Genomic DNA, 14011 nt, shown 5'->3' with positions numbered 1-14011 from the left:
CTAGCTCATGAACAATCCATCACTTCCGCCGGACCTCGGCGACAGGTCTGAACCGGCTGTCGAGGCTGATCGAGCCGCCAACATGGCCTCAAGCCCGAAGCCGGGCCGTCGCGTGTGGCCGTTCGCATTGGCTGGCCTCGCAGCGGCGTTGCTGATCGTCGGTATCGTGCCGCGTCTGCACGCAAGCGCAGCGCTGACACAACAGACGCAAGCGCAAAGCGTCCTCAGCGTGTCCGTGGTCGCACCACGCCCCGCGCCGGCCGTCAACGAGTTGCTGCTGCCCGGCGCGGTAACACCATTCGCCGAAGCATCGATCTATGCGCGCACGAGCGGCTATCTCGCGCACTGGAACACCGACATCGGTGCCCAGGTGAAAAGCGGCCAGACGCTCGCCACGATCGACGCGCCCGATCTCGACGCACAACTGCGCCAGGCCCGTGCCGACGAAGCCACCGCGCAGGCCAACTTCGACTTCGCGAAAACGACCGCGCAGCGCTGGCAGGAGATGCTGAAAACGCAATCGGTCGCGCAGCAGGACGCCGATACGAAAGTCAGCGACATGGAAGCGCGCCGCGCGATGCTGGCGTCGGCGCAGGCCAATGTCGCTCATCTCGCCGAGTTGGTGTCGTACGAGAAGATCACCGCCCCGTTCGATGGCACGATCACCGCACGCAACGTCGATGTCGGCGCACTCGTGACGGCGGGCGGCACGCCTGGCACGGCAGGTATGTCCGGCGAACTGTTTCATATCCAGCAAACCGGCGTGCTGCGCGTGTTCGTCGACGTGCCTCAGAACGACGCGCCCTACGTCACGCCCGAGACCGGCGTGTATCTGACCGCCCAGCAATATCCCGGACGGCACATCGCCGCAAAGGTGGCGCGCACAACCGGCTCGATCGATCCCTCCAGCCGCACGTTGCGCGTGGAAGTCGACGTCAATAACAAGGATGGCGCGCTGATGCCAGGCGCTTATGTGCAGGTGCATCTGCAGTTGCAATCGACCACACCGGCGCTCGATCTGCCAGTGAGCGCCCTGCTCTTCCGCCCCGACGGCGTGACGGTCGCCGTGGTCGACGGCAACGGACGCGCGGCGCTCAAGACGGTGCACATCGGCCGCGATTTCGGCACGCAAGTGGAAATCACCACGGGCCTCGCGGCGACCGACCGCGTGATCGATAACCCAGGCGATTCGCTGAGTACCGGCCAGCTCGTGCAGATCGCGCCGGCCACGCATAGCTGAGCGCCAGTCATCGAAAGGATGAGCCGAATGTCTCCCATATCTCTTCCACGCCCGTTGTTGCGGCGTTCGATTGTGGCCACGCTGATCGGTGCAATGCTGAGCGCCTGCTCGACTTTGCCGCCGTACCAGCGCCCCACCGCCGAGATCCCCGCGCAATACGCAGGCGCAGCGCCTGGCTGGGCCCAGGCCGCACCCGCCGACACCGCACCGCGCGGCCCCTGGTGGACGATCTTCAACGATCCGGTCCTGAATCAACTCGAGGCGCGCGTCGACGTGTCGAATCAGACCGTGCGCAAGGCGGTCGCGCAGGTTCAGCAGGCGCGTTCGATGGTGGACTATCAGCGTGCCGGTTTCTTCCCGACCGTCACTGCCGGTGTCGCCCAGAATCGTTCGAGAACCTCGCAGAATCTCGTGGACCGTGCGCTGGCGGGCAAGACCATTCCCGACTATTCGGCGGGCGTGTCGGCGAGCTGGGAGCCGGATCTGTTCGGCCGCGTGCGCGATAGCGTGACCAGCGCGAAGGCCGATGCTGAGGCGAGCGAAGCGGATCTGGAAGCCGTGCGTCTGTCGATGAGCGCCGATCTCGCCGTCGACTATTTCTCTCTGCGCTCGCTCGACACGCAAAAGAAGCTGCTCGACGACAGCGTGACCGCCTACGCCGCCGCCTTGAAGCTGCTGCAGCAGCAACTGAAAGACGGCGCGATCGATGCCTCAGCGGTCGCTCAGGCCACCACCCAACTCGAAGCGACGCGCACGCAGGACACCGACATCGACGTGACGCGCGCGCAGATGCAGCATGCGATTGCCACGCTGATCGGCGAGCCCGCCTCCACCTTCACGTTTCCACCGAACGGCTCGGCTGCGACGCCGCCGGCGATTCCCGTTGGCGTGCCATCACAACTGCTCGAGCGACGCCCCGACATTGCCGCCGCCGAACGGCGCGTGGCGTCGGCGAATGCACAGATCGGCGAGGCGCACGCGGCCTTCTTCCCCGATCTGGTGCTGTCGGCAAGCGCTGGGTTGGAAAGCACCTTCTTCGCGCCATGGCTGAGCGCACCGAGTCTGTTCTGGTCGCTCGGATCGCAACTCGCCGGCACGCTGTTCGACGGCGGCCGGCGCACGGCCACTCTGCATGGCGCGACGGCGCAATACGACGGTACGGTCGCCGACTACCGGCAAACGGTGTTGGTGGCGTTCCAGCAGGTCGAGGACAATCTGTCCGCCTTGCATTCGCTCGCGGACGAAGCCGCCAGCCAGCAGCGCGCGACCACGGCCGCGGATCTCTCGCTGCGGCTCACGACAAACCGCTTCAACGCGGGCGCGGTTAGTTATCTCGATGTGGTGACCGCGCAGACTATCGCGCTGACGAACGAGCGCACCGCGGATCAGATTGCGGCACGGCAGTTGGAATCGAGCGTGTTGTTGTTGAAGGCGCTGGGTGGGACGTGGGATGACCCTAAACCCGCCGGAACGTAAGCACGAACCGCGTGCTCTGCGCGTCGCTCTCCGCATGCACCGTGCCGCCGTGCAACTCCATGATCGTGCGGACGATGGCAAGCCCGAGCCCCGTCGAACCCGTGGACCCTTGCGACACACCGGACGAAGGCAAGGAACTGCGCGACGGATCGACGCGATAGAAACGGTCGAAAATGCGTTCGAGGTGCTCGGCGGCGATCGGCTGCCCCTGGTTCGACACGATGACGCGCACTGCGTCAGCCGATGCGCGAACATCGAGCGCGATCTCGCCGCCGCGTGGCGTGTAGCGAATCGCGTTGGCGAGCAGATTGCTGACGGCGCGACGAAACAGTTCGAGATCCGCCGTCAGCGTCGCCGCACCGGTGACCTGCACCCTGACATTCGCATCGTCAGCGATGCCCTCGAAGTATTCGGCGATCCGCGTCAGTTCCTGCCCCGCCTCGAACGCGCGCATATGTTTGACGAACTGCGGATGCTCGGCGCGTGCAAGAAACAGCACGTTTTCGATCATTCGGGAGAGCCGGTCGCACTCTTCCAGATTCGATGCGAGCAGGGATTCATATTCGTCGGTGGAGCGTGGCCGGGCAAGTGCGACTTCGGCGGCGCCGCGCATGTTGCTAATCGGTGTGCGCATATCGTGTGCGAGGTCGGCTGTGAAACGCGACAGGCGCTGAAAGCCGTGATCGACGCGTTCGAGCATGGCATTGAGCGCGCTTACCAGTGCTTCAAGTTCGCTCGGCACGCGCGCCACCGTGACCCGCGTGTTCAGGCGATTGACCGTGACGAGGCCCGCACTCGCCGCGATATCGCGCAAGGGCCGCAAGGCGGCACGAATCAGCAGATAGCTCAGCAGCATCGTCAGAATCACGCCGGCTGCGCCTGCCAGGTTGAGCTTGTCGCGATAGCGGTCGAGTAGCCGCCAGCGGTCGCTCATGTTGCGCGCAATCAACACGGTCGCGGTGTCGCCGTCGTGCAGCCGCGCGTCCGCGAGGATGCCGCGGATCGGTGCACCGTTGCGGCCGGTCCAGTTGCCGATATCCACGTCGGTGATGCGCGCCGCAGCGGGAATGCGCGTGAGCGGCGGCAGCGCGGCGATCGTCTCGACGCCGCCAGCTTCAGCGGTCTCGCCGGGGTCGTGGATATCGCTTGCCGCGCCTCCTTCGCCCGTTTCGCTTGCCGCATTGGGTGCAACGGAAGCATCAGGCGCATTTGAAACTGCCGAGGCAGCCCCGGTCGCCGCGTCACCCTGCGGCGCAAACGTCTCCCCGGCGTTGTGTTCGATCGCCATACGCCCATCGGGACCGAACACCTCCATCGACATCGCTTCATTGCCCAGCACGATGCTGATCAACCGGTCACCGTGCTCGCGAATCCCTTTCGGCGTAGCGAGCTCCTCGGCGAGCCGCCGTGCGTGGCGCGCCGCCAGCACGATGTCGAGGTCGTCCTGCGCCTGGATCTGCTTCCCCAGCGCAAGGTACAGAAAACTCCCGGCGAGCACGAAAACCGCGAGCGTGGTGACACCGAAGGCAAGTGTAAGCGTCGCGGCGAGCGAGCGGCGGCGCATCAAGCGGCGTCCTTCAATTCGAGCACATAGCCGACGCCGCGTACCGTGTGAATCAGCTTGACGGGAAAGTTATCGTCGATCTTGGTGCGCAGCCGGCGGATCGCGACTTCGACGACATTCGTGTCGCTGTCGAAATTCATGTCCCACACATAGGACGCGATCTGCGTGCGGCTCAGCACTTCGCCCTGGCGGCGCGCAAGCAACTGCAGCAGCGAAAACTCGCGCGGCGTGAGATCGATACGCACGCCGCCGCGTTTCACGCGCCGGCGATTGACGTCCATTTCCAGATCGCCCACCTTGATCAGTTCGCTTTCGCGCGGCGGCCCCCGGCGCGCCAGCGTGCGCACCCGGGCCAGCAATTCGACGAAGGCGAAGGGCTTGACGAGGTAATCGTCTGCGCCGAGTTCGAGGCCGCGCACGCGGTCGTCGACGTCGTCACGGGCGGTGAGAAACAGCACCGGCGTGGTCCGCGTGCTGCGCAAGGTCTTGACGACGGTCCAGCCGTCCATGCCGGGCAGCATCACGTCGAGCACGATCACGTCGTACTCTTCTTCCTGCGCGAGGAGCAGCCCTTGTGGGCCATCGTTCGCGACATCGACCGCGTAGCCGGATTCTTCCAGGCCTTTCTTCAGATAAGCCGCTGTTTTGAGCTCGTCCTCGATCACCAGGATTCGCATGGGAGTGCTCCGCTGTGCTTGACCCTAAATCATACCGGCAAGCGGAGCGTCTGGTGATTACGATTCGGTAATGTTGGCCGGGGACGGCAGCCGGCCATACCCGTTCGCACAACGGAAAATGGCCACTCCCGGCTCAAGCGCGCTACGTTCCTACTCGACGTTATCCGTCACATCCGTCATCCGGACCATATGCGGCTTGACGACATCGTCTTCCTCGTCCGCCGCCGTGGGCGGATGAATCAGCGCTTCGAGCCGCGCCTTCGTAGCAAGAAACTCTGGCGACGTGGCCTGCGAATAATCCCGCGGACGTGGCACCGGCACCTCGATCAATTCCTGCACCTCGCCGGGATTTGCCTTCAGCACCAGAATGCGGTCGGCGAGAAAAATCGCTTCGTCCAGATCGTGCGTGATGAACAGCACGGTCACGTCGATATTGCGCCAGATATCGAGCAAATGCGTCTGCATCTTCGCGCGGGTCTGCGCATCGAGCGCGCCGAACGGCTCATCCATCAGCAGAATCCGCGGCCGGTTCGCGAGCGCGCGAGCAATCGCCACACGCTGCTTCATCCCGCCGGACAATTGATGCGGATACACGTTGGCGAACTTTGTCAGACCGACCAGATCGAGCCATTGCAGCGCATCGCGCTCGGCGTGCATGCTGCTGTGGCCGTTCATCTTCAAACCGAACATGACGTTCTTCTTGACTGTCAGCCACGGAAACAGCGTGTAGCCCTGAAACACCATGCCTCGATCCGCACCGGGCCCCTCCACCGGCTTGCCGTCGAGCAGCACGCTGCCGCTCGTCTGCCGCTCGAGGCCCGCGAGAATGCGGATCAAGGTCGACTTGCCGCAGCCCGACGGTCCGATCACGCAGACGAACTCGCGCCGGTGCGTTTTGAAGCTGATGCCGTTCAATGCGGTGCACTCGCCTTGCGCGCTCTCGAAGCGCTTGTCGAGATCGCGAACTTCGAGGATCACCTCGCGCGATTTCAGACGGTCGAAACGCTCACGCACCGCTTCGGACTGGATAAGGTATGACGGAATCGGTTGCGGATTTAACATGATTGAATCCTTGAATGCGGTGCAATGAGGTGCTGTGCGCTGCGATGTGTGGCATCAGGCCGTGGCGCGATCGGTCCCGCTACGCCTTGAGCGTGCGGTCCCACGGAAACAGCTTGCGGCCGACATAGGCCAGCACGAGATCGGTGCCGAGTCCGATAATCCCGATCATCATGATCGCCGCATAGACGTTGTCGAAATGCTCATAACGCGCCTGCTGCGTGATGTACCACGTGATACCGGAACTGGTGCCGACCAGTTCCGCCACGATCAGATACGTCCACGCCCAGCCGAGCAGAATGCGCTGGTCGCGGTACAGGTCGGGCAGGATGCCGGGAATCACCACATGCGTGAGCAGCTTGAGTTTCTTCGTGCCGAGCGTCATGGCCGCTTCGAACAGGCCGTACTCCAGCTTGCGCGTGGTGTTCGCCACGATCAGCACCTGCTGGAACAGCGTGCCGATCACGATGATGGCAATCTTCGGACCGTCATAAATGCCGAGGATCGCCACCATCAGCGCACCGAACGCGGGGGCCGGCAAGTAACGGAAGAACTCGAAAAACGGCTCCTGCAGCCGCGCAATCGCGCTGTAAGTCCCGCAGACAATGCCGATCGGCACGCCGATCACCGACGACAGCAGAAAGCCCCAGAAGATCACCTGGATGCTGTGCCACAGGCTTTGATGCAGCCATACGCCGTCGCGCGACGCAGGCGGCGTCGTGAACGCGGTGTAGAACGCACGCAGCACTTCGTGGGGCGCGGGCAGGTAGACCGGGTTGACCGGCTCACCCGTCGGCAACGCCGTGTGGCCGGCTTGCGCATGGCTCAGTTCGTCGGCGAACACGTCCTTGTCGACGCGCATGCCGGGCTGGAAATAGTCGACGCTGCCCGGGCTCTCGACCAGCACCTGCGGATGCCAGACGAACGGCACGTAGCTGACGATGCACCATACGAGAACCGGCAACAAAAACGAGCCGAAGCCCAATAGCCACTTGCCGCGTGCGGAGAGTTCGCGGCGCACCGCGAACCAGTCGCTTCTGTTAATGACGGTCATGGGATTCTCCGGGGCAGCGTTCGGTGTCGGAACTCGATCCGCCTGACGCGCGGCGCGACTGCAGCGCCGCAATCAACATCGATTTGAACAGTTCGTCGGCTTGCTTCATTTGCACGTCGCCTCCTCCGTGGTCCCGGCCGCCACGTCGGCACGCAGCACCATCAAGCGCTGACCCGCGACAACCGCCGCGCCGGCCGCACAATCGATCGTTTCGATCACACCGTCTTCGGTGACGGCAACGGACACTTCCATCTTCATCGATTCGACGATTGCCACCACCTGCCCTTCGCTCACGCGTTCGCCTTCGCTGACGAGCAGTTTCCAGACGCTGCCCGAGACATCGGCGACGACGCTCTGCTGACCGGCCGCCAGCGCGTCGTCCGCCCCGTTGCCGGTAGCCGAACCCGCGTCGCTGCCCTGCTCGCCGACATACTCGGCGTGCCCCGCTGCGTTCCAGCGTTCGCGCTCTTCGTCGAACGCGGCCTGTTGCAGGCGTTTGAAGGCGGAGATCGATTCGGCTTCATCCTTCAAGAAGCGGTTGTACGCGCCGAGGTCGAACACCGATTCCTCGATCTTCAGCCCCGCGCGGCCCGCGATGAAGTCGGCGCGCAGCTCGGCCAGCTCGGCCTCGCTGACTTCGTAGAAGCGGATCTCGTCGAAAAACCGCAGCAGCCACGGCTTGCCGGCTTCGAATTCGCGCGTGGTGCGATAGCGGTTCCACATCTGCACGGTGCGGCCGACAAACTGATAGCCGCCCGGCCCTTCCATGCCATACACGCACAGATAGGCGCCGCCGATTCCCACCGCATTCTCCGGCGTCCAGGTGCGCGCCGGGTTGTATTTGGTCGTGACGAGCCTGTGGCGCGGATCGAGCGGCGTCGCCACCGGCGCGCCGAGATAGACGTCGCCGAGACCCATGACCAGGTAACGCGCGTCGAACACGATGCGCTTCACGTCGTCGATGCTATTCAGACCGTTGATGCGGCGAATGAACTCGATATTGCTCGGGCACCACGGCGCATCGGGCCGCACCGACTGCATGTAGCGTTCGATCGCGATCCGCGTCGACGGGTCGTCCCATGACAGCGGCAGATGCACGATGCGGTTCGGCACGCGCATCTCGTCGACGGCGGGCAATTCGCGCTCGGCCTGCTGAAGATGCGCGAGCAAGGTATCGTGCGACAGCGTGCGCGGGTCGAAATGGACCTGCAGTGATCGGATGCCCGGCGTGAGATCGACGATGCCGGGCAGCCGGTGTGCATCGAGCCAGTTCATCAACGCATGCACGCGAAAGCGCAGATTCAGGTCCAGCATGAGCGGGCCGTATTCGACCAGCACGTTCTGATCGCCGGAGCGGCGGTAGACCACGCCCGTGCCCTCACCGGCCGATGGATCGCTGTAGAGAATGCAATCGTGAGCGTTGAGGTTTGTCGTTGCTGCGGTTGCTGTAGGTGCCGCAGACGCCATCGACAGCGCTTGCGCGCGTACCGGTTCGAACCGCACCGCATCCCCCGGCCGCAGTTGCCCGAGCTTCCATAGCTCGTCGCCCACCACGGTTACTGGACAGACGAAACCCCCAAGGCTCGGACCGTCCGGGCCGAGAATCACCGGCATGTCGCCGGTGAAATCGACCGCGCCGACCGCATACGCGTTGTCGTGAATATTCGACGGATGCAGCCCGGCCTCGCCGCCGTCCGTGCGCGCCCATTGCGGCTTCGGGCCGATCAGCCGGACTCCTGTGCGGCTTGAGTTGTAGTGAACCGTCCAGCGCGTGCCGTACAGCATCGCGATGTCGTCGGGCGTGAAGAAGTCCGGTGCACCGTGGGGACCGTCGAGCACGCCGAGGGTCCAGTCGTGCGTCAGCGCCGGCACGCGCGCCGGATCGAGTTGCGCGCCCGCTTCGCCGCGGCCTGCGTCGGCGGCAAGATGCAGCACGTCGCCCTTGCGCAAGGCGCGCCCCGCGTGGCCGCCGAACTGGCCCAGCGTGAAGGTGGCCTTGCTGCCGAGATAGTCCGGCACCTGCAAGCCGCCCTTGAGCGCGAGACAGGCACGCATGCCCGCGCCGGTCACGCCGCCGAGCTTGAGCACCGAACCCGCCGGTGCCCGCGTGACCTGCCAGAGCGTGACCGGTTGGCCGTCGAGTGTGGCGGCGAGCGGCGCGCCGCCCAGCACGAACAGCGTCGCGGTGTTGAAGCGCAGCGTCGCGCCAACCATCGCGCATTCGAGTCCCGCCGCGTCGGCCGGATTGCCGAGCAGTTCGTTGGCAAGGCGGAACGACAGATCGTCCATGGGGCCCGACGGCGGCACGCCGATGTCCCAGTAGCCAACCCGTCCCGGCGTCTGCTGCACGGTGGTCTGCACGCCGCCGTCGAGCACATCGATGGTGTGCGGCGCGAACATGAAGCGCGTGAGGAAGGCGGTGGTTTGCTCGCCGCGTGCGAAGGTCGCCGAAACGGCGATGGCGCGCAGATAGTCGAGGTTCGTCTCGATGCCGTACAACTGGGTTTGCGCCAGCGCGGCGCGCATGGCGGCGAGCGCGGCATCGCGTGTTGCGCCCTTGACGATGATCTTCGCGAGCAGCGGGTCGTAAAACGCGCTGACTTCGGTGCCTGCATCGACCCAGGTGTCGACCCGCGCATCGGCGGAGAAAGCGACGTGGGTCAGCACGCCCGCGCTCGGCTGAAACTGCTTGTGCGGATCTTCAGCGTACAAGCGGACCTGGATGCTCGCGCCGCTGGGTGTCGCAACCAGCGTGTCGAGCGGCGCAAGTGCGCCCTCTGCCTGACGGATCATCCACTCGACCAGGTCGACGCCCGTCACCTCCTCCGTAACGCAATGCTCGACCTGCAGCCGCGTGTTCACCTCGAGGAAATAGAAGCGCCGCGTGTCGGCGTCGAATACGAACTCGACCGTGCCGGCTGATTCATACTTCACAGCCTGCGCGAGGCGCACGGCACTCGCATGCAATGCCGCGCGTTCCGCTTGTGTCAGACCGGGTGCGGGCGTTTCCTCGATCACCTTCTGATTGCGCCGCTGCACCGAGCAGTCGCGTTCGCCGAGCGCGATCACGCCGCCGCGGCCGTCGCCGAAAATCTGCACTTCGATATGGCGCGCGTTCTCGACAAACTTCTCGATGTAGACACCCGCGTTCGCGAAGTTGGCCTCGCCAAGCCGCGCGACCGATGCGAACACGCTCTCCAGTTGTGCCGCATCGCGGCACAGCGACATGCCGATGCCGCCGCCGCCCGCGGTGCTTTTCAGCATCACGGGATAGCCGATCGATTCGGCCTCGCTTAGCGCGGCAGTTACATCAGGCAGTAAGCCGGTGCCGGGTAGTAGCGCCACGTCGTTTGCTCGTGCCAGCTCGCGTGCCGTGTGCTTCAGGCCGAATTCACGCATCTGCGCGGGGCGCGGCCCGATGAAACGGATGCCCGCGTCTTCGCATGCCTGCGCGAAAGCCGCGTTCTCCGAGAGAAAACCGTAGCCGGGATGCACGGCATTCGCGCCGGTTGCACGCGCCGCCTCGAGAATCGCCGCGCTATTCAGATAGCTGGCGGCCGCCACAGCGGGGCCGATGCAGATCGATTCGTCGGCGAGCATCACATGCATGGCGTGGCGATCGGCCTCTGAATAGACCGCAACCGACGCAATGCCGAGACGCTTGAGCGTGCGAATCACGCGGCAGGCAATTTCGCCGCGATTGGCAATCAGGACTTTGTCGAATGTCATTGGGCGTCCCAGATGGTCAGCCGCACGGGCGTCGGGTTGTAGCCGTTGCACGGATTGTTCAACTGCGGACAGTTCGAGATCAGTACCGTCACGTCCATCTCGGCGCGCATTTCGACGTATTTACCCGGGGCTGAGATGCCGTCTTCGAAGGTCAGTTTGCCGAGTGGTGTCACCGGCACATTCATGAAAAAGTTGATATTGCTGACGATGTCGCGCTTGGTGAGCTGCGTGCCCACGCCGCAGGTGCAATGCGTAATGGCATGCAGGAAACTGTCGCGGCAGCTATGCATATAGCGTTTGTCGAGGGCGTAACGCACCGTGTTGCTTTCGGCGGCGCAGGCTCCGCCGAGCGTGTCGTGGCGACCGCAAGTGTCCGCGACGATGGTCAGCATCGGCTTGCCCAAGTTCGACATCAGCACGCTGCCCGCGGATAGATAGAGATTGCGTTGCGCGCGAATCGTGCCTTGCGCGCTGTAGCGTTCGAGCGGATCGGCGCTGTTGTAGAACAGCGTGTCGACGGCCTGGTTACCTTCCAGGTCGAGAATGCGGAACAACTGGCCGCGTTTGATTTCGTGCAGCCACGGCTCACCGGACGGCAGCGTGAGGTCGTAGACCGCGTGATGGTTGTCGAGTTTGCTTTCGATGATAGGCATCGCGGGTCTCCTTAAACGAACAGACGATCGGTGTTGACGAAGCCGCGCCCGTTCTCAGGACAGGCGGAGCGGCAAGGATCGTCAGCCGGTACGGAGGCGTCGGCGGCGTACGCGCGATACGCGATCAGCTTGACGGGTCTCGGTTCGTATTCGGAGGAAGGGTTCAGCGGATGCGGTGCGCTCGAAAACGCGGCGAGCGTGTCCATTTCGAAACGCAGATCGAAGGTCGCGCCGGCAGCGGAATGTCCCGCGACGAAGTCGAGCGAGCCATCCTCACCGATCGCGAGCTTGCTGAAAAAGTTGATATTGGCGACGAGATCGCGCGTACCCAGACCGTGTTTCGCCAGCTCAAGCAACAGGCTGTCGCGGCCGTTGCGGACCATCGCATTGCGATGTTGCTGATAGCGGGCCGCGCCGTATTTGTCGGCGAACAGTTCGGCGTCGCCGAGGCCGCCTAGCGGATCGTGCCAGCCGAGCGTATCGGCGGTAATCGACGCCATGACGCGGCCCATATCCGAATAGAGCACGTGACCGCGTGTCAGATGCGCGGTGTGTTGTGCCTTCAAGGTATCGGCCATGTTGTAGCGTTCGAGCGGTTCGTCGTGCCGGTAGAACACGGCGGCCAGATTGGCGCCGCCCTCGGGATCGACGATGCGCAGCGCCATGCCACGGCGCAGCACACCGGACCAATGCGTGCCGGCAGGAATCACTGTTTCCCACAACACATGCGGGATCGGTGCGAGATCGACTGAGGTTTGCGTCGACATGGAGGCTCCAGGTATCGGTTGGGAAAAAGCATGAGAGGGCGATTGACCGACATCGCGACCTCCCGGGCTTTTATCCCTCCGTGGAGCCTCGCCGGCGCCTTGAAAGAAGGTGAACGGCAAGACCGGATTGCTCTCGGACCAGACATCGTGTGCGCGCTTTGAAGCCTTCTGGAAGCCTTTAAAGCGGTACGACCGGAACCCTAGCGATCCTGAAGATGATGCAAATTACTTCGCACCTCTCGCTGCGTAGCTAAGCGAGTTGCGTGCCAGCGTGATGTTGCTGAGGCCGCAGGCGCATTGTGGCAAGGGATTGAATGGTATCGGCGGCACAATGCGGCAAGCAGAGGTTCATTGGCTTGATGGCGCACGCACCACGGCTGAGGGCAAACCGGCACCAGTTGAATGCGCGAAGCACCATGATTGGGCCGCGCGATTACGTTTATCACGGGGTGTAGGGGCTCTGCACGATGGCACGGTGTGTGCGTGATAAGGCGTCACACACTTCACCGCCCTCATCCGACCATGCTCACGCTTGCCACGCTTCGCCGCACGCTCTACACGCTCATGTCGGCTCGTTTCATCGAACTGCAAAAGCAACGGCGCCGCTCGTAGACTAGGCTGCGCGTTGGTTGAGAACCTGTGTCTTGCAAGCGCGTTCCGGCCAGATAACCAGCACTAAACGCGCTTCCGGGGCGGCCACACACACGGCCTCAATGAGTGCCATCAGTCAGGCAACATCCTGCTCAGTACCCGCATAACGAGCCTGCTGCCCAAAGCTCGCCAACCCCTTCGACCCCTCCGGCAACACCAACTCACCGCGTTCGAGACGCTGCTTCAAATAGGTAAAGCTCTGCGCCGTCTGCGCGAACAGATGATCTCCCGCCGAAACCGGCGGGTATTTCGCCAGCGCCTCGGGTGTTGCAAACTGCGGCAGTGGTAGGACCACGGTGTGGTAATCGCAGGCAAAGAAGAGCGGAAACGAGTAGCGCTCTTCCCTCACCTTGCGCACGCGATGTGACGTCGCCACATACGTGCCGCCCGTCCATACCTCCAGCATGTCGCCGATGTTCACGACAAACGCGTTGTCGACCGGCGGCGCGTCGATCCACTCACCTTCGCCGTTCATCACTTCGAGGCCAGGGGCCGTCGGCAGCAGGATCGTGAAGCACTCGTAGTCGGTATGCGCACCGATGCCCGGCCGGTCTTCCGCGGACGGGTCGAAGGGATAGTGAAGCAGGCGCAGTTGGCTCGGGGGCTTCTGCAAATAGCTGTCGAAATGCGTCTCCGGCAAGCCGAGTGCAAGCGAGAAGCCCCGGAACAACGCGCGGCCGAGCGCGAACGCCGCCTCGTAGTAGCCGCCGACGGCTTCACGAAAGCCTGGCTGCTCGGGCCACAAATTCGGCCCGAGCATCGGCGTGCCGGCCCGGACATCCGGGTCGTCAGGCGGCAGTTCCCGGCCCGTGTCGAAACCTTCCTTCCTGTCGCGCTTGCCGCCTGCGAAAACCTCTTCGCCTTCGGGTACATAGCCACGATGCGCAGTCGATTTGCCGATGTAATAGCGCATCTTCCAGTCGTCGGGGGCGGCGAAGAACTGCTTGGCCTGATCTATTAGCGCAGCTTGCTGTGCACGCGAGACCTGATGGCCGGTGACGTAGAAAAAACCCGCGTCACGCGCCGCGCGGTCGAGTTCGCGGGCGGTTGCAAGACGCTGGTCGGGATCATCGCTAAAAAGGCCGCTGACATCGACGACGGGCAAGCGGTCAAAACGGGTGTGGGATTGGCTCATGAGCTT

At 63.8% G+C, this 14011-nt stretch carries 11 protein-coding genes and 1 riboswitch; of the genes, 2 read left to right on the top strand and 9 right to left on the bottom strand.

The window, feature by feature from the left end:
- Positions 1-7 precede the first annotated feature (7 nt).
- Positions 8-1240, top strand: a complete 1233-nt coding sequence (locus tag M0D64_RS21610; RefSeq protein WP_266259159.1) for an efflux RND transporter periplasmic adaptor subunit — start codon at positions 8-10, stop codon at positions 1238-1240.
- Positions 1241-1267: 27 nt separating this feature from the next.
- Entirely contained in the window at positions 1268-2716 is a 1449-nt protein-coding gene (locus M0D64_RS21605) for an efflux transporter outer membrane subunit (RefSeq protein WP_266259158.1), read from the top strand.
- Here M0D64_RS21605 and M0D64_RS21600 read toward each other — a convergent pair.
- From M0D64_RS21600 to M0D64_RS21560, 9 genes are all read right to left on the bottom strand, one after another.
- A complete protein-coding gene (locus M0D64_RS21600) occupies positions 2697-4280 on the bottom strand; it encodes a heavy metal sensor histidine kinase (RefSeq protein ID WP_266259157.1) in 1584 nt (527 codons plus the stop codon). The two genes, M0D64_RS21605 and M0D64_RS21600, sit on opposite strands and share 20 nt — an antisense overlap.
- Complete coding sequence (locus M0D64_RS21595; RefSeq protein ID WP_171928385.1) at positions 4280-4957, bottom strand: heavy metal response regulator transcription factor; 678 nt, start codon at positions 4955-4957, stop codon at positions 4280-4282. Before M0D64_RS21595 ends, M0D64_RS21600 begins: the two co-directional genes overlap by 1 nt.
- A gap of 150 nt (positions 4958-5107) precedes the next feature.
- Positions 5108-6019 (bottom strand): ABC transporter ATP-binding protein, encoded by a 912-nt coding sequence (locus M0D64_RS21590; protein WP_266259156.1) that lies wholly within the window; start codon positions 6017-6019, stop codon positions 5108-5110.
- Between the two features lie 79 nt (positions 6020-6098).
- Complete coding sequence (locus tag M0D64_RS21585) at positions 6099-7070, bottom strand: ABC transporter permease (protein WP_154565904.1); 972 nt, start codon at positions 7068-7070, stop codon at positions 6099-6101.
- On the bottom strand, positions 7057-7179 hold the full coding sequence (locus M0D64_RS21580) for a hypothetical protein (protein ID WP_266259155.1): 123 nt from the start codon (positions 7177-7179) through the stop codon (positions 7057-7059). Before M0D64_RS21580 ends, M0D64_RS21585 begins: the two co-directional genes overlap by 14 nt.
- Complete coding sequence (gene uca / locus M0D64_RS21575) at positions 7176-10799, bottom strand: urea carboxylase (protein ID WP_266259154.1); 3624 nt, start codon at positions 10797-10799, stop codon at positions 7176-7178. Before uca ends, M0D64_RS21580 begins: the two co-directional genes overlap by 4 nt.
- A complete protein-coding gene (locus tag M0D64_RS21570; RefSeq protein WP_266259153.1) occupies positions 10796-11452 on the bottom strand; it encodes an urea amidolyase associated protein UAAP2 in 657 nt (218 codons plus the stop codon). The genes uca and M0D64_RS21570 overlap by 4 nt, the downstream gene beginning before the upstream one ends.
- A gap of 11 nt (positions 11453-11463) precedes the next feature.
- Positions 11464-12219 carry an urea amidolyase associated protein UAAP1 gene (locus M0D64_RS21565; protein ID WP_266259152.1) on the bottom strand — a complete coding sequence of 252 codons (756 nt, stop codon included), beginning with the start codon at positions 12217-12219 and terminating at the stop codon, positions 11464-11466.
- A gap of 57 nt (positions 12220-12276) precedes the next feature.
- Positions 12277-12434: riboswitch (guanidine-I (ykkC/yxkD leader) on the bottom strand.
- Positions 12435-12946: 512 nt separating this feature from the next.
- Positions 12947-14005, bottom strand: coding sequence for an isopenicillin N synthase family oxygenase (locus M0D64_RS21560; protein WP_266259151.1), 1059 nt, complete (start codon positions 14003-14005; stop codon positions 12947-12949).
- Positions 14006-14011: the final 6 nt, after the last annotated feature.

The organism is Paraburkholderia sp. WS6 (assembly GCF_030464835.1).
In the GTDB taxonomy this organism is placed as follows: domain Bacteria; phylum Pseudomonadota; class Gammaproteobacteria; order Burkholderiales; family Burkholderiaceae; genus Paraburkholderia; species Paraburkholderia madseniana.
This window is presented reverse-complemented; position numbering and strand designations above follow the sequence as displayed.